This is a genomic window from Microbacterium phoenicis (assembly GCF_047302325.1).
GTDB lineage: Bacteria > Actinomycetota > Actinomycetes > Actinomycetales > Microbacteriaceae > Microbacterium.
The window spans coordinates 619,159-634,518 of sequence record NZ_CP154849.1; the positions used below are offsets into that span (position 1 = coordinate 619,159).

17 protein-coding genes are annotated in these 15,360 nt (G+C 69.7%); 11 read left to right on the forward strand and 6 right to left on the reverse strand.

All coding sequences use genetic code 11. From position 1 onward, the window contains the following. Positions 1 to 17: 17 nt before the first annotated feature. Entirely contained in the window at positions 18 to 959 is a 942-nt protein-coding gene (locus ABCU91_RS03095) for a hypothetical protein (RefSeq protein WP_413354750.1), read from the reverse strand. Then, positions 956 to 1,294 carry a PadR family transcriptional regulator gene (locus ABCU91_RS03100; protein WP_413354751.1) on the reverse strand — a complete coding sequence of 113 codons (339 nt, stop codon included), beginning with the start codon at positions 1,292 to 1,294 and terminating at the stop codon, positions 956 to 958. Before ABCU91_RS03100 ends, ABCU91_RS03095 begins: the two co-directional genes overlap by 4 nt. Positions 1,295 to 1,401: 107 nt before the next feature. Here ABCU91_RS03100 and ABCU91_RS03105 point away from each other — a divergent pair, with 107 nt between their 5' ends. The 11 genes from ABCU91_RS03105 to ABCU91_RS03155 all read left to right on the forward strand — a co-directional run bounded on the left by ABCU91_RS03105 (position 1,402) and on the right by ABCU91_RS03155 (position 11,173). Then, positions 1,402 to 2,688 (forward strand): adenylosuccinate synthase, encoded by a 1,287-nt coding sequence (locus ABCU91_RS03105; protein ID WP_413354752.1) that lies wholly within the window; start codon positions 1,402 to 1,404, stop codon positions 2,686 to 2,688. Between the two features lie 3 nt (positions 2,689 to 2,691). After that, positions 2,692 to 3,801: a lactonase family protein gene (locus ABCU91_RS03110; RefSeq protein WP_413354753.1), complete on the forward strand. Its 1,110-nt coding sequence runs from the start codon at positions 2,692 to 2,694 to the stop codon at positions 3,799 to 3,801. A gap of 100 nt (positions 3,802 to 3,901) precedes the next feature. Beyond that, positions 3,902 to 4,636 (forward strand): hypothetical protein, encoded by a 735-nt coding sequence (locus ABCU91_RS03115; RefSeq protein ID WP_413354754.1) that lies wholly within the window; start codon positions 3,902 to 3,904, stop codon positions 4,634 to 4,636. Further along, positions 4,576 to 5,388 (forward strand): hypothetical protein, encoded by an 813-nt coding sequence (locus tag ABCU91_RS03120; RefSeq protein WP_413354755.1) that lies wholly within the window; start codon positions 4,576 to 4,578, stop codon positions 5,386 to 5,388. The genes ABCU91_RS03115 and ABCU91_RS03120 overlap by 61 nt, the downstream gene beginning before the upstream one ends. Positions 5,389 to 5,390: 2 nt before the next feature. Next, positions 5,391 to 7,037 (forward strand): AAA family ATPase, encoded by a 1,647-nt coding sequence (locus tag ABCU91_RS03125; RefSeq protein WP_413354756.1) that lies wholly within the window; start codon positions 5,391 to 5,393, stop codon positions 7,035 to 7,037. A 26-nt stretch (positions 7,038 to 7,063) separates the two neighbouring features. Next, positions 7,064 to 7,270, forward strand: coding sequence for a DUF2997 domain-containing protein (locus ABCU91_RS03130; protein WP_091359855.1), 207 nt, complete (start codon positions 7,064 to 7,066; stop codon positions 7,268 to 7,270). Beyond that, positions 7,267 to 8,004, forward strand: a complete 738-nt coding sequence (locus tag ABCU91_RS03135; protein ID WP_413354757.1) for a 4Fe-4S single cluster domain-containing protein — start codon at positions 7,267 to 7,269, stop codon at positions 8,002 to 8,004. The genes ABCU91_RS03130 and ABCU91_RS03135 overlap by 4 nt, the downstream gene beginning before the upstream one ends. Beyond that, a complete protein-coding gene (locus ABCU91_RS03140; RefSeq protein WP_413354758.1) occupies positions 8,001 to 8,507 on the forward strand; it encodes a hypothetical protein in 507 nt (168 codons plus the stop codon). Before ABCU91_RS03135 ends, ABCU91_RS03140 begins: the two co-directional genes overlap by 4 nt. Continuing rightward, a complete protein-coding gene (locus ABCU91_RS03145; protein ID WP_413354759.1) occupies positions 8,504 to 9,238 on the forward strand; it encodes a ComEA family DNA-binding protein in 735 nt (244 codons plus the stop codon). Before ABCU91_RS03140 ends, ABCU91_RS03145 begins: the two co-directional genes overlap by 4 nt. Positions 9,239 to 9,302: 64 nt before the next feature. Further along, positions 9,303 to 10,844, forward strand: a complete 1,542-nt coding sequence (locus tag ABCU91_RS03150) for an alpha-L-fucosidase (RefSeq protein ID WP_413354760.1) — start codon at positions 9,303 to 9,305, stop codon at positions 10,842 to 10,844. Between the two features lie 38 nt (positions 10,845 to 10,882). Next, the gene (locus ABCU91_RS03155; RefSeq protein WP_018187867.1) at positions 10,883 to 11,173 is read left to right on the forward strand and encodes a chorismate mutase; all 291 of its coding nucleotides are present in this window, start codon (positions 10,883 to 10,885) and stop codon (positions 11,171 to 11,173) included. Between the two features lie 87 nt (positions 11,174 to 11,260). On the opposite strand, the gene ABCU91_RS03160 is transcribed toward ABCU91_RS03155, so the two are convergent. The 4 genes from ABCU91_RS03160 to ABCU91_RS03175 form a co-directional block, all read right to left on the reverse strand. Next, positions 11,261 to 13,165 (reverse strand): amylosucrase, encoded by a 1,905-nt coding sequence (locus ABCU91_RS03160; protein ID WP_413354761.1) that lies wholly within the window; start codon positions 13,163 to 13,165, stop codon positions 11,261 to 11,263. A 96-nt stretch (positions 13,166 to 13,261) separates the two neighbouring features. Further along, positions 13,262 to 13,957 (reverse strand): hypothetical protein, encoded by a 696-nt coding sequence (locus ABCU91_RS03165; protein ID WP_413354762.1) that lies wholly within the window; start codon positions 13,955 to 13,957, stop codon positions 13,262 to 13,264. Continuing rightward, complete coding sequence (locus ABCU91_RS03170; RefSeq protein WP_406922991.1) at positions 13,954 to 14,850, reverse strand: ABC transporter ATP-binding protein; 897 nt, start codon at positions 14,848 to 14,850, stop codon at positions 13,954 to 13,956. The genes ABCU91_RS03165 and ABCU91_RS03170 overlap by 4 nt, the downstream gene beginning before the upstream one ends. Beyond that, positions 14,847 to 15,230 (reverse strand): GntR family transcriptional regulator, encoded by a 384-nt coding sequence (locus tag ABCU91_RS03175; RefSeq protein ID WP_133398888.1) that lies wholly within the window; start codon positions 15,228 to 15,230, stop codon positions 14,847 to 14,849. Before ABCU91_RS03175 ends, ABCU91_RS03170 begins: the two co-directional genes overlap by 4 nt. Positions 15,231 to 15,360 lie beyond the last annotated feature (130 nt).

Below are 15,360 nucleotides of genomic sequence, written 5' to 3' on the forward strand. Positions count from 1 at the left end.
GCGCGCCGCGAGCCGTGTCAGGCAGCGCCTTCCCGTGGGTGCGTTTCGCTTCCCCATCGGGCACCCGCGCGGAAGATCCCGACCCCGACGACGCCGACCGCGACGGCGACCGCGAGCCCCAGCATCCCGGTCGCGACGTCCCACATCGTGAGGCGGATCAGGCAGATGATCGTCCAGACACCCGCGACGCCGGCGGCGAAGCGGGCGACGGTGCGAGCGCGCACGATCGACGCCAGGAGGGCGAGCACCCAGACGGCACCCGCCAGGAGGCCGGTGAACTCCGCGGTGAGGACCCGGGTCCAGATCGCGTCCGACGGGCTGCCGGGCGGCACCTCGAAGGCGAGGTGGAGGAAGAGGAGGATGCCGGTGGTCACCGCCGCCGTCGCGCCTGCTGCGACGCGGGCGCGCACCGGGGCCAGCAGGGCGAGCAGCGCGACGACCGTGAGTGTCACCGTCACGATCGCGCGCGGACCGGCCAGCGGATCGATCTGCGCGTAGACGAGCGCTCCGACGCCGGCGGCGGACGCGGCCGCGAGCGCGATGCGCGCCGCCCGTGCGGCGTCGCAGAGGATCAGGACGAACGCGATCGCCCACAGGCCCGCGCCGATGAGTCCCGGACTCGCCTGCAGGTCGGGGTTCTGGCCCTCGGGGGGAAGGCGCCAGTCCATGCGCACTTCGAACCCGCTGAAGACGGCGAACATCACGGCGAGGGCGACGCCGGTGGCCGCGGACACCGTGGCCAGTACCTCGCGGGCGGGCCGCGGCATCCACCCCAGGACACGGACCGCGAGGCCGCTCCGCATCAGCGCGATGCGTTCGCCGCGGGAGGGTTCGTCCCGCCCCCGCGCCTCGGCTTCGTCGAGCAGCGTGCCGAGCATCGCTTCGCCGTGCCGGGCGCGCCAGGACGGCGGGTAGGCGCGAAGCGCGCGGCGCCAGGGGGTGTCGTCGATCGTGGTCACAGGGCACCCCCGAACGCGGGTCGGAGCGAGAGCCGGCGTCGGGCTTCAGCGACGGTCACCTCGCGTCGCGCGACTTCTTCGGCGAGCAGGTCGACGCCGTCGGGGGTCAGCTCCACGTAGCGGCGAACCCGACCCTGCACCCGCTCCTCGCGGGCGATGCGGATCGTGCCCTCCTTCTCGAGGCGATCGAGGGCGGCGTACAGGGTCGCCACCTTGAGGCGCACGTGTCCGCATGAGACGCGGTCGACCTCCTCGATCAAGGCATAACCGTGCTTGGGGCCGTCGGCGAGAGCCGTCAGCATGAGGAACGTGGGTTCCCGCATCTCCTGGATCATGGGGCGACCATACTCTGACAGGCAGAGTATGCGCCAGTGCGCCTTCGACCCCTGTCACCCCGCCCGATAGGATGGGGTGTAACCGTCCGATAAACGGGGGAGAGCCCATGCCAGGCATCGTGATCGTCGGAGTTCAATGGGGAGACGAGGGCAAGGGCAAAGCCACCGACCTCCTGGGTGAGCGCACCGACTGGGTCGTCAAGTTCAACGGCGGCAACAACGCCGGCCACACCGTGGTGATCGGCGACGAGAAGTACGCCCTGCACTTGCTGCCCAGCGGCATCCTGTCGCCGGGTGTCAACGCCGTCATCGGCAACGGCGTCGTCATCGACCTCGAGGTGCTGTTCGCCGAGCTCGGCGCCCTTCAGGCCCGCGGCGTCGACGTCTCGCGCCTGAAGGTCAGCGCCAATGCGCACATCATCACGCAGTACCACCGCACCCTCGACAAGGTGACCGAGCGCTTCCTCGGTAAGCGGATGATCGGCACCACGGGTCGCGGCATCGGCCCGACCTACGCCGACAAGATCAACCGCACCGGCATCCGCGTGCAGGACCTCTTCGACGAGAACATCCTGCGCCAGAAGGTCGAAGGCGCCCTCGATCAGAAGAACCACCTGCTGGTGAAGATCTTCAACCGCCGCGCCATCACCGTCGACGAGGTCGTCGACGACCTGCTCTCGTACGCGAAGCGCCTGCGTCCGATGGTCACCGATACCGGACTGCTGCTGAGCGATGCCCTGGATGCCGGCGACGTCGTCGTCTTCGAGGGCGGCCAGGCCACGATGCTCGACATCGACCACGGCACCTACCCGTTCGTCACGTCGTCGTCCGCGACGGCGGGCGGCGCCGCGACCGGATCGGGAGTCGGACCGAACCGTCTCGACCGGATCGTCGGCATCGTGAAGGCCTACACGACACGCGTCGGCTCGGGACCTTTCCCGACCGAGCTGTTCGACGAGAACGGCGACTTCCTGCGCTCGCGAGGCTTCGAGTTCGGCACGACGACCGGCCGGCCGCGCCGCGTCGGCTGGTACGACGCCCCGATCACGCGCTACGCGACGCGGATCAACGGCATCACCGACCTCGTGCTCACCAAGCTCGACATCCTCACCGGCCTCACCGAGATCCCCGTCTGCGTCGCCTACGACGTCGACGGACAGCGGTTCGACGAGGTGCCGGTCAACCAGACCGACTTCCACCACGCGACGCCGATCCTCGAGAACTTCCCCGGCTGGGACGAGGACATCTCCACCGCTCGTACGTTCGAGGACCTGCCGCAGACCGCGCAGGACTACGTGCTCGCGCTCGAGAGGATAAGCGGCACCCGCATCTCGGTGATCGGCGTCGGCCCCGCGCGCGACGCGGTCATCGTGCGCCACGACCTGCTCGACTGACCCGTGCGGTTCCTGCTCGGCGGGTACTCCGCCGACATGGGCGGGTCGGCAACGGGCATCGGACTGCTGGATGCCGGTGGCCCCGACTCGCCGCTCGCAAGCGGTCCGCTCGGTGTCGGCCGTGACGTCGTCGCGGCCGAATCGCCGTCGTGGGTCGCGCGGCATCCGTCTCTCGACGTCGTCTACGCAGTGCTCGAGGGGCGCGGCAGCGTGCGCGCGTACCGTCGGACCGGTGACACCACGTTCGTGCCGCTCGGCGCGGAGGTCGCCGTCGGCGAGAGCCCGTGCCACGTGCTCGCGCTCGAGGACGCGCTGATCGTGTCGTGCTACGGCGACGGCGGCGTCGTCCGGGTCGCGCTGGACGGCGACGGGCGCCCCGGCGCCGCGCGGCGCTGGGCGGCCGTCGCCGAGGGAGCCCCGGCATCCGATCTCGCCTCGGCGGCGCGCGCCCTGCGCGCCGTCGTCGGCGACGAGTACGCGGACTTCGTTCCCCACGCCGACGACGACGAGTCCGAGGTCGTGGCTCCGACGCGTCCCTCGCACGCCCACCAGGCGGCATCCCTCCCCGGCGGCTTCATCGCGACGACCGACACCGGCCTCGACCTCGTACGGTTCTGGCGCGGCGGTCGTGAGATCCAGCGGCTCGAGGTGCCGGCGGGAACGGGGCCCCGCCACCTGCGTGCCCACCCGAGCGGACATCTCTACGTCGTGACCGAGCACTCCGGGGAGGTCTTCGCCCTGGCCGCCGACGCCTCGGGCACGTGGCGGCTCGTCGGCGGTGCGCAGCTGGGCGCGTACCCGGGGGATGCCGGGGCCGAGCTCGCGATGTCGCGCGACGGCATCTTCCTCTATGCCGGCCTGCGGGGGAGCGACACCCTCGCGACGGTGAGAGTGCGCGGCGGAGGCGAGACGCTTCAGCCGGTCGCGCTCGCCGAATCCGGCACCGTCTGGCCCCGACACCACGTCGTCGCCCGCGACACCGTGCTCGTCGCAGGTCAGCAGGCCGACGAGATCGTCTCGCTCGCGATCGACGAGCGGACGGGGGTCCCGGGCCGTGTGCGGCACCGGACGATAGCACCGTCACCGACGGCGCTCCTAGCCTTCCCGGCCTGATCCGGCGGCCCGGTAACGTGTCGGACCGGAGGGGTTCATGAGCGCGGGTGGGCGGACGAGGGCGGCCCGGTCCAGGGGGCCGAGCCTCGAGGGGTTCACCGTGCTGATCACCACCGTCGGCCTGATGATCGCAGGGCTGATCGCTCTCGGATACGCCGATGCCGGCGATTTCGAGGCCGGTCCGATCGGTCGCGCCGGTGGCGAGTACGCGCTGTCGCCGTGGACGAACCCCGACCCTGTCGTCGCGGAGGAGCCCGAGGCCGACACGTACCGAGGTCCGGACGGCGCGGTGATCCGGCTGAGCGGTCTCGACGTCGACACGCCGATCGTCCTCACCCCCGCCGAGGGCACCCGCCTCAACGCCGTCTGGGTCACGGGCGCCGACGGCCGCATCGTCACGGAGGGCGAGGGTGGTGAGCCGCCGCGCTTCTCGACGCTCTGGGACGGAAAGATCGTCGTCCTCGTCGAGCAGCCCGATGTCGAGCTGTGGATCGACGGCTCTCGTGACGAGACCTGGGAGGCGTCGCTGCGCTTCGATCGGGGTCTGCGCGCCGACGACGTCCTGACGAGCTCGCAGACCCTCATGTTCACCCACGACGGCGGTGCGACCACGGCGCGCGTGAGCGCTCGCGGAGGCGACAACCTGTCGATCCAAGCCGTCACAGCGCACGGCAGCGAATCCCGGCTCTTCGCGGATTCGCCCTTCGACCGCTCCATCGCGTGGCGGGACGCCCCCCTCGTCCTGTTCTACATCGAGTCCTGGCACGACACCTCGTGGCGGATCGAGTTTCCGACCGACGCCGCATCCACGCCGACGCCGACGGAGACGCCATGACGGCGGCGGATGCCCGGATCCGGCGGTTCTCGACGATCACCTTCATCGCGGGGTCGGTTGTCGCGGTCGTCGTGGCGTTCATCGTCGTGCCGTTCGTGGGCATCAACCCCGCGACGGGAGATCTGCTGCTGACCGACCCGAACGAGTACGAGTACCGTCCGTGGTCGGACCCCGCAGCGCGGGAGGTCCGCCTCGACGGCGACACGCTGATCGGGACGGCGGGCAGCGGGTACCTCGATCTCCCGGCGGGCGACGACGTCTGGGTCATCGGGCCGCTCACCCAGGGCCAGCAGGACTACGTCAACGTCCATCAACAGACCGACGTCGACGTCAGCGCCACCGAGGACCGGCCGACGTACATCGGGCTCGTGACCGGGTCGCGGTCGCTCACCTTCGTGCCCGGCGATCACGCGAGTCGTCTCTGGTTCGCCCCTCGGTTGACGGATTGGCGGGCGACGGTCACTCGGAAGACGACGACGCCCATCGAAGGCCGGACGGTGACGGGCGAGGGACCCGCCCTCCTCGTCTACGACGGCGAGGCCCTGAGCGGACGCTTCGTCTACCGGGGCGATGGCTTCTTCGGAGTCGAAGCCCTCTACCCCGGCGAGGCCGCCACCGACGTCGCGCAGGGATTCGACGACGTCGACACGAGATCGTCTTGGCCGCCGAGCGATCGGGTCGTCTTCCGCGTCGACTCCGACGACGGATCGGGGACGTGGACGATCCGACTCGACGAACCCGCATCCGACTGACCATGACCTCCACACGAAAGGGAACCGACGTGACCTTCGACGCCACGCTGGACGCGGCCTTCAAGGCCCGCCTGCCGCTGCTGTACCTCGAGACCGCCGAGGAGGTCCGGGCGGTGTCCGCGATCACGGATGCCGCGCACGCCCAGCGCAACCGTCGCCGCGTGTGGACGTGGACGTCCGCCCTGGGACTCATCGATCCGGACGGCAAGAGCGTGTCCAACACGACGAATCCGGCACGGGCGCTGCAGCACGCGGCGGGAGTGAGTGACCCGAGCGTCTTCATCTTCTGCGACCTGCACGCGTACTTCGGCAGCGAGCACCGTCCCGGTGACCCGGCGATCGTGCGGACGGTGCGCGAGACGGCGCTCGAGTTCCGTCACGGCGACGTGTCGCGCACGCTCGTCATCACGGCGCCGGTGCGGGTGATCCCGCCCGAGCTCGACGAGCTCACCCACCTGTTCGACTTCCCCCTGCCGACCGCGGCGGAGATCCGCGAGCTGCTCGACACGATGATCACCAACAACGCCGGCGAGATCCGCGACGACGCGGACGACGCGGCGCGCGAGGCGCTCGTCCAGGCCGCCCTCGGTCTGACGATGGCCGAAGCCGAGAACGCGTTCGCGCAGGCGATGGTCAACGACGGCACCCTCACCGGCGACGACATCCGCGTGGTCCTCCATGAGAAGCGCCAGGTGGTGCGCAAGTCCGGTGTGCTCGAGTTCATCACGGGTGACCTCGACCTCGACGACGTCGGCGGCCTCACCAACCTCAAGCGCTGGCTCGAGCGCCGCAACGGGTCGTGGCTGCCCAGCGCCCACGAATACGGGCTGCCCTCCCCTAAGGGCGTGCTGATCACGGGCGTGCCCGGCTGCGGCAAGTCGATGACCGCGAAAGCGACGGCCGCGTCCTGGGGTCTTCCCCTCCTGCGACTGGACATCGGCCGCATCTTCTCGGGGCTCGTCGGGTCGAGCGAGCAGAACCTGCGAACGGCCATCGCGACCGCCGAGGCCGTCGCCCCCTGCATCCTCTGGGTCGACGAGATCGAGAAGGGCTTCTCGAACACCACGGGGCAGGGCGACTCGGGAACCACGGCGCGCGTGTTCGGCACGTTCCTCACCTGGATGCAGGAGAAGAAGCACCCCGTCTTCGTCGTCGCGACCGCCAACAACATCGACGCCCTGCCGCCGGAGTTCATGCGCAAGGGGCGTTTCGACGAGATCTTCTTCGTCGACCTGCCGACGACCGTCGAGCGCGAGGCCATCTGGACGCTGCAGCTCGCGGCCCACGCCTCCGAGGCGAACGGTCTCGCCGACGTCGCCGCCGATCCCGTCGCCGTGGCGGCCCTCGTCACCGCGAGCGAGAACCACTCGGGCGCCGAGATCGAGCAAGCCGTGGTCGCCGCCCTCTACGAGGGGTTCAGCGGGCGCAAGACGATCACGACGGATGTCGTCACGCGGGTCGTCGAGACGATGATCCCCCTCGCGGTCACGCAGGCCGAGGAGGTCCAGCGGATCCGCGCGTGGGCCGCCCAGCGCGCGGTCGGCGCGACGGGGACGGAGGACTTCGACGCCCTCGACGCCGTCGGCATCGCACCCGAGAGCCACGGGCCCCTCTCGTCGCGCCGCGGCGGACGTACCGTGGACTACTGATCGTCGGGTGAGGAACGGGAGTGGACATGAAGAAGCTCGTGGTGCAGCTGCGGCCCGACGGATCCGTCGCCGCCGAGACCTTCGGCATGACCGGGGCGGAATGCCTCGACTACATCGAGCAGCTCGAAGCGCTGCTGGAAGCGGAGACGACCTCGTCGCAGTTCACCGAGGACTACACGCGCACCGGAGCGACGGCATCCGACTCGCTCCTGCAGGAGGATCGGGACCGGTGATCGGCACCCAGTCGGTCGGCGTCGGCGGGGAGGGGAGCCTCCTCGGGACGACGCCGCCCGCGCGCGGCGGCGCAGCGCTGCGGTGGTCCCGCTTCGTGAAGGCCACTACGGCTGAAGGCCCGGGGCTGCGGGCGGCGGTCTGGGTGCAGGGGTGTGCGGTCCGCTGCCCCGGATGCTTCAACCCGCACATGTGGGCTGAGCGGGGTGCGCTGCTCGATGATCCCGCTGCGCTCGCGGACCGCTGGGTCGCCGAGGCGCAGGCGGCCGGCGCCGAGGGCGTGACGCTGCTGGGCGGGGAACCGTTCGACCAGGCTGGTGCGCTCGCCGTCGTGGCCGAGGCATTCCGCGGAGCCGAACTCGGCGTCATGGCCTTCTCGGGGTACACGCTCGACCGGCTGGAGACGTGGTCGGCGGAGCGCGACGACATCTCGCGTCTGCTCGCGGCGACGGATCTGCTGTGCGACGGTCCGTACCTCCGGGACCTCCCCGATACGCGCCGACCGTGGATCGGTTCGCGGAATCAGTCGATCCGCGCACTCACCCCGCGGTACGCGGCCGACGTCGCGCGCATCGCGCGCGAAGGGGGACGGGACTCGCTCGAGGTGCGCATTGCGGCGGACGGTGCGGTCTCCGTCAACGGCTGGGCGACGGATGCCGCGCTCGCCGAACTCTTGGACGATCTGGGCGTGCGCGGGGACCGCGCCGCATCCGTGGGAAAGGGAACCATCCGATGAGCATCTCGTTGATCCTCCTGCCCGCCGCGCTCGCCGCCGCGGCGGCCGTCGGCGGGACCGGCGCGCTCGGCGCGATCGCGATGAATTCCGGCGCGAAGTCGGACCCCCGGGGCGAGTCGGCGGCCGTGCCGATCGCAGTGCAGACTCGCATGAAGGACCCGGACCTGCTCGCGGCGGCGCTCGCCGACCTCGGTGCGACGGACGTGGCGATCGCCGACGGCGTCCTGACCGCGACCGTCGACGGCATCGACGTCGTCATGTCGCGCACCGAGGACGGGGTCTGGGGCGCTCACCTTTCGCGCCTCGACGGTCACGAGGTGACCGAGGCCGAGGCGACCTCCCTCATGACGCAGCTGGATGCCGCCTACGCCCGCCACGTGCAGCGCGCCGTCGCCGAGCGCATCCGCTCGCGCGCCGATCAGGCCGGCTTCGAGCTCGTCTCCGAGACGCGGGACGACGACGACACGGTCACGATGGTCCTGAACGTGCGGGACTACGCGTGACGACGCCGTCCCGCGGGGACGTCCCGACCTGGGGCTGGCTGATCGGCACCAGTTCGTGGCTCCTCCTCCCTTTCATCGGGCCGGCGGTCGCATGGCTCGGCTTCCTCGTCGTCGCGACGGCGTCGCGCAGGCGTGCGGCATGGGTGATCGGCGTGGCCAGCGGTGCACTCGCACTGACGGTCCTATTCGAGCTGTGGGGACCGTTCACGGGCATCGTGAATGCGGTGTGTCACCTCGGGGGCATCGTCGGTGCGCTCATGATCAACCCCGGCTGGTTGCGGACCCGCTGGGAGCGTCGCTCCGCGGGCGGGCGCGCGTCGCAGCCCGCGCGGTCGGCCGCATCCACGCGGTCGACGTCGTCGCGCAGCAGCACCCGACGGAAGCGCTCCGCGGCGAAGGTCGCGCCGCTGCCGGAGTCGGTCCGGCTGGCGGACGCCGTCGGCGCCACCTCCTCGGACCTGCTCCAGGCGCCCGCACCGGCGGAACCGGCTGAGACCGTCGACGTGCAGTCGGCGACCGCGGACGAGCTCGCCGACCTGCCGGGGCTGAGCCGGACCAAGGCGCGGCGGGCCGTGAAGGTGCGCACCAAGAACGGCGGCTTCGTCTCGGTCGAGGACTTCGGCGAGGCGGCGGGCTTGCAGCCGCACGAGATCGTCCGGTTGCGCTCGGCGGCCACCTGCTCGCCGCGGCCGCGGGGCGAGCGCCGCTTCGGGCGACGTGTGGATCTCTGAGGGATCTCCCGACCACGGCGTTTCCCACGTTGCAACCGGCGTGGGTCGACGCCAGGATCGTGGCATGGCCGCCTCCTCGCTCGAGCCGCTCGACCCGGCATCTCTTCCGCCCCGCGTCGACGTGAGCGACAACTCGGCGGCGCTCGCCGCTGTCCGCGCCGTCGTCGACGCCGGCCCATTCGACGCGACGTGGGAATCGTTGCGCGCATACGAGGCGCCGCTCTGGTACCGCGATGCGAAGTTCGGCATCTTCATCCACTGGGGCATCCCCTCGGTCCCGGCGCAGGGGGAGTGGTACTCGCGGACGATGTACCTCGAGGCCGATCGGGCGTTCGAACACCACCGCGCGACCTACGGGCCGCACGATCGCTTCGGGTACAAGGACTTCATCCCCTCGTTCACGATGGACCGCTTCGATCCCGCCGAGTGGGCGGAGGTGTTCCGTCGCGCGGGCGCCCAGTTCGTCGTGCCGGTCGCCGAGCACCACGACGGCTTCGCGATGTACGACACCGCCCGCTCCCGCTGGAGCGCAGCGCAGATGGGGCCGCGACGCGACGTGTTCGGCGAGCTGATGACGGCGGTCGACGACGCGTGGATGGTGCGAGGTGCCTCGTCGCACCGGGCGGAGCACTGGTTCTTCATGAACGGCGGGATGCGGTTCGACTCCGACGTCCGCGATGCCCGCTTCTCGGACTTCTATGGTCCTGCCCAGCGCGAGGAGACGGCGCCGAACGAGCAGTTCCTCGAGGACTGGTTGCTGCGCACCGTCGAGATCATCGACCGGTACCGGCCGCAAGTGCTGTGGTTCGACTGGTGGCTCGAACAGCCCGCCTTCGAGCCCTACATCCGCCTGCTCGCGGCGTACTACTACAACCGCGCCGCGGAGTGGGGCCGCGGCGTCGTCATCAACTACAAGTGGACAGCCTTCGCCGAAGAGAGCGCGGTCTACGACATCGAGCGCGGGGCGATGCCCGGCATCCGTCCCGACGTGTGGCAGAACGACAGTTCGGTCGGCAAGACGTCGTGGGGCTGGATCGAGGACCACGACTACAAGAGCCTCGACGATCTGGTGGGTGAGCTCGTCGACGTCGTCGCGAAGAACGGCAACCTGCTGCTCAACATCGGACCGAAGGCCGACGGCACGATCGCGCCCGCCGAGCGCGAGCTGCTCGAGGGGATCGGCGACTGGCTCACGGTAAACGGAGAGGCGATCTTCGGGTCGCGGCCGTGGCTCATCCCCGGAGAGGGGCCGACGGAGGTCGTCGCGGGGTCGATGATCGACGACGCGTTCGCGCCGTACACGTCGGAGGACGTGCGTTTCACGACCCGGACCGACGTCACCGGCGACTACGTGTACGCGACCGTGCTCCGCTGGCCCGAGGACGGCGTCGCGTCGATCCGCTCGTGGGGACGCTCGAGCGGTCTGCTGGGACGCCGCATCGCGGAGCTCACGGTGCTCGGCGCGGGTTCGGCCGAATGGACCCAGGATGCCGACGCCCTCCGTATCACCCTGCCCGAGACCCCGCCGTCCGCCGTCGGCGTCGTCGTGAAGCTCTGGCTCGAACCCGTGCACGAGCCGTCGCGCAAGGACTTCCTGCACGGCTGACCATCATCGACCGCGGTACTCTCGTCGCCGGAGGAATCATGACCGACCCGAACGTCCAGCTGCAGACCCTGCGATCCAGCATCGACAACATCGACGCCGCCCTCGTCTTCATGCTCGCCGAGCGATTCCGCTGCACGAAGCAGGTCGGCGTCCTCAAGGCGGAGCACGGGATGCCGGCATCCGATCCCTCCCGCGAGGAGCAGCAGACCGCGCGGCTGCGCCGTCTCGCCGAAGAGGCGGACCTCGATCCCGAGTTCGCCGAGAAGTGGTTCAACTTCGTGGTGGCCGAGGTCATCCGTCACCACACGGAAGCGGCTGAGGAGCGCTGATCGGCGCCTCCCCAGCGTCCGCGGATGCAATAGTTCAGCCGCGACACGCCGGTGACGGGGCGGATGCCGCGGCGCGCCGCGCGGCAGCTATTGCATCCGTGAACGCTGCACTCGCAGCCAGCGGAAGCCGTGCGGCGCGAGCTCGAGGCCGTCAGTCAGGTCCACGGCGGCATCCGTGACGACGTCGGTCGCCGCAGACTCGAACCCCGACAGCGTGACCGCATCGATCGTCACCGGTTCGTCCCCGACGTTCGCCAGTACGAGCACCGCGCCGGTCGTCCCGATGCGCTGATACCCCACGACCGACGGATGCGGCGTGTGGAACGGCGTCAGCGGGTTGCCCGCCAACTCCGGAGTGCGCTGACGGGCCGCGATGAGCGCGGTGAGTCGCGTATGGATGCGGCCCGCCACGGTCGACGGATCCTGTCGCGCCGAGAACGCCTCGGCGTCCGCCTCAGGACGATGCACCCAGCGGCTGTCCCCGGCGTGCGCGGGGTCGTCGCGGTACGTGTAGTCGTTCAGCTGACCGAGCTCGTCACCCAGGTAGAGGAGCGGGATGCCGCCGGTCGAGAGCGCGAGCGCATGCGCGAGGATGACGCGGTCCTCTCCGCCGGGATCGCCCGCTTCCACGCCGGCCAGCGACGCGGTCGTCCCGGTCACGCGGGCGTCGCCGGTCTTCGGGTTCTCCTGGAACGGCGCGCCGCGCGAGAAGGTCCCGGGGAAGCGGCCGACGTAGAAGTCGTTGAGGAACCGGCGGTGGGGGTAGCCGTCGATGCCGAGGGTCGCGGCATCCTCATCGGCGAAGGTCCAGCCGATGTCGTCATGGCTGCGCACGTAGTTCACCCACGCGGTGCCGGCGGGGAGGGCGTGCCGCTCGTCGAGCGCTTTCTGCAGGAGGCGTCCGTCGCGGGTCGCCAGCGCCTCCCAGCCGAGAGCCATCTGCAGCGGGTTGTAGGAGAGCTGGCATTCGCCGGGTGAGATGTAGGTGATGACCTCGTCGGGGTGGACGATGGCCTCGGACTTGAAGAGGACCGACGGCGCACCGAGCGAGAGCACCTGGCTGAACGCCTGCAGCAGCAGATGGGCCTCAGGGAGCGATTCGCAGGTGGTGCCGAGCCGCTTCCAGATGAACGCGACGGCGTCCATCCGGAGCACCTCGACGCCTTGGTTCGCGAGAAACAGCATCTCGCCCGCCATCGCGCGGAAGACCGCCGGATTGGCATAGTTCAGGTCCCACTGGAAGTGATAGAACGTCGCCCAGATCCAGCGTCCATCGGGCAGCTGCACGAACGCGCCGGGATGATCGTCGGGGAAGATCTCGCGGACCGTCTGCTCGTAGAGATCGGGCATCGTCCGGTCGGGGAAGATCAGGTAGAAGTCCTCGTACCCGGGGACGCCGGCGACGGCCTTACGCGCCCACTCGTGCTCGTTGCTCGTGTGATTGAAGATGAAGTCCACGACGAGCGAGATGCCCGCCTCGCGCAGATCCGCCGACAGGGCGGCGAGGTCGTCCATCGTGCCGAGGCGGTCGTCGACGGCACGGTAGCTCGACACCGCGTAGCCGCCGTCGTTGTTCCCCTCAGGGGAATCGAACAGCGGCATCAGGTGCAGGTAGGTGAGGCCCAGCTCCTGGAAGTAGGGGATGCGATTCCGGATGCCGCTGAATGACCCCGCGTACCGGTCGACGTAACAGACGCCGCCGAGCATCTTCTCCGACAGGAACCAGTCCGGGTCGGCGAGGCGCTTGCGGTCGAGGGCCTTCAGATCGGCGGGGCGGTCGCGCCAACTCCCGGCGGCAGCGGCGATGACCTCGGCGAGGGCTTCCCGCCCGTCCTCGCGCTCGCCGTAGAGCTGCAGGAACAAGCCGTGCAGGATGGGGAACACGTCGTCGAAGCGAGCCCGGAACTCGGGATCGAGCCGTCCCGCCGCGGCTTCGGCGGCAGTGACGGCGGTATCCCTGTCCTGCTGCGTACCCGGTGTCAGACGTGCCATCGTGCTCCCCACCGCGCTGTCGAGTGGATCGCATCGTATCGCGGCCGGGGACCGCGCCATGCGATCCCCGGCCGCGGCCGTCGTGAGGCGTCGTCGTCAGGCGATGGCCCGCCGCAGACTGCCGTACGAGATCGCGGCCAACGCCGCGATGACGAGGACGAACGCGCCCGTCAGAGCGATCGGGGTCAGCGACCCGAACCAGGCGAAGACCGGCCCCCAGGCATCCGCTCGACCGATGATCCACAGGATCACGATGAACACCAGCGCCAGCGCGATCAGCAGGACGGTCAGAACGAGGTTGCCCCACCGCTTGTAGACGTTCGCGAAGAAGAACCCCACGGCGAAGAACAGCATCGCGACGACGGCGAAGAACAGTCCCGCGACGAGAGGGCCCTGCGACCAGATCCAGGTCAGGCGGAACATGTACGCGTTCATGCCCCAGCCGCGCGTGAGCGATTCGATCAGTCCGCCGATCACGAAGAGCACGGCCAGACCGACCGAGGTCAACGCGGCCGTCAGCAGAGTGCCGAGGTAGAACTCGCGCCGCGTGACGCTCATCGCCTGCGCGAACGGGAAGCTCAGCGTGAGCGCCTGGATGCCGACCGCCAGGAAATACCAGAGGGGAGCCTGCGCTCCGCCGCCGAACATGGTCGTCGATTCGACGTTGCCCGCGAGGAGCCAGAAGATGGCCAGGCTGATGGCGACCGTGCCGCCCAGGACGATCAACGGCACCCAGATGAAGGTGGAGCGGTTGACCAACTGCATGCGCACGACGTTGAGTGTGCGGTTCATCGGAGTGCTCCTTCGTCTGTCTTGGCGGCGTTCTGCGTCTGCCGCACGATGAGCTGCTGCAGCGAGACCGGCAGGACGTCGAGGCCGGCCAGGGCGAGCTCGCTGCGGTCCTCGGCGCTCAGCGCGCCGATCACGGTGGCGCTGGTGATCCGTCCGAGGCTCTCGCGGTGGATGACCTCGCGAGTGGCGACGAACTCCTCGACGACGGCGGTGTCGCCGACGATCGTCGAGGCGCGACCACGGACCGACTCGGTGTCCTCGTCCATGATGATCCGACCGCCGTCGATGACGATGACCTTCTCGAGGAGGTTCGCGACCTCGTCGATGAGGTGGCTCGACAGGATGATCGTGCGGGGATGCTCGGCGTAGTCCTCGAGGAGGCGGTCGTAGAAGATCTGGCGCGCGACGGCATCCAGCCCCAGGTACGGCTCGTCGAAGAAGGTGACCTCGGCGCGGCCCGCGATCCCGATGATCACTCCGACGGCCGAGAGCTGACCGCGTGAGAGCTTCTTGATGCGGGTCTTCATCGGCAGGCGGAATTCGCGGATGAGCTCATCGGCGACGGTCTGGTTCCAGTTCGGATAGAACAGCCGCGCGATGCGGAAGGCGTGCGTCGGCGTCGCGTCGTCGGGGTATTTCTGGCTCTCGCGCACGAAGCACATGCGACTGAGGACGGCGGCGTTCTCGTAGGGCGCCTCGCCGAAGACGCGGACGTCGCCCGAGGTGGCGAAGTTCTGTGCCGTGAGGATCGACATGACGGTCGTCTTACCGGCGCCGTTGCGGCCCAGCAGGCCGTAGATGGCGTCGCGTTCGATCGTGAACGAGACGTCGTCGACGGCGATCGTGTCGCGGTAACGCTTGGTGAGGTTCTTCACCTCGATGACGGCGGTCATCGTGACGTTCCTTTCGTGGTGGTGGTCTGGGCACGCTCTGCCAGGAGGCGGGCGAGGTCGTCGGGTCCGAGGCCGAGCTTGCGGGCCTCGTCGAGGAGCGGGTCGAGGTAGCGGTCGGCGAAGGCCGATCGCCGTTCGGTCAGCAGCAGCTCGCGCGCGCCGTCGGCGACGAACATGCCGATGCCGCGGCGCTTCACGAGGACGCCTTTATCGGTGAGCATCGCGATTCCCTTCGCCGCGGTGGCCGGATTGATGCGGTGGAAGGCCGCCAGCTCGTTCGTCGACGGTGCCTGTTCCTGCTCGGACAGGGTGCCGTCGATGATCGAGTCTTCGACGCTCTCCGCGATCTGCAGGAAGAGCGGGCGTCCTTCGTCGACCATTCCGACTCCGCGTTCTCGTTAGTGGGTTAGTTACATGAGTAGGTAACCACTGAACCTGACGAGTGTCAACAGCCAGGAACGACGGATCCCGCGACCCCCCCAAGGGCCGCGGGATCCGATCAGCGGGCGG

Coding starts and splice junctions, on each gene's coding strand:
- ABCU91_RS03100 (WP_413354751.1), bottom strand. CDS start 1,294: ATGATCCAGGAGATGCGGGAACCCACGTTCCTCATGCTGACGGCTCTC.
- ABCU91_RS03105 (WP_413354752.1), top strand. CDS start 1,402: ATGCCAGGCATCGTGATCGTCGGAGTTCAATGGGGAGACGAGGGCAAG.
- ABCU91_RS03125 (WP_413354756.1), top strand. CDS start 5,391: ATGACCTCCACACGAAAGGGAACCGACGTGACCTTCGACGCCACGCTG.
- ABCU91_RS03130 (WP_091359855.1), top strand. CDS start 7,064: ATGAAGAAGCTCGTGGTGCAGCTGCGGCCCGACGGATCCGTCGCCGCC.
- ABCU91_RS03140 (WP_413354758.1), top strand. CDS start 8,001: ATGAGCATCTCGTTGATCCTCCTGCCCGCCGCGCTCGCCGCCGCGGCG.
- ABCU91_RS03150 (WP_413354760.1), top strand. CDS start 9,303: ATGGCCGCCTCCTCGCTCGAGCCGCTCGACCCGGCATCTCTTCCGCCC.
- ABCU91_RS03155 (WP_018187867.1), top strand. CDS start 10,883: ATGACCGACCCGAACGTCCAGCTGCAGACCCTGCGATCCAGCATCGAC.
- ABCU91_RS03160 (WP_413354761.1), bottom strand. CDS start 13,165: ATGGCACGTCTGACACCGGGTACGCAGCAGGACAGGGATACCGCCGTC.
- ABCU91_RS03165 (WP_413354762.1), bottom strand. CDS start 13,957: ATGAACCGCACACTCAACGTCGTGCGCATGCAGTTGGTCAACCGCTCC.
- ABCU91_RS03170 (WP_406922991.1), bottom strand. CDS start 14,850: ATGACCGCCGTCATCGAGGTGAAGAACCTCACCAAGCGTTACCGCGAC.
- ABCU91_RS03175 (WP_133398888.1), bottom strand. CDS start 15,230: ATGGTCGACGAAGGACGCCCGCTCTTCCTGCAGATCGCGGAGAGCGTC.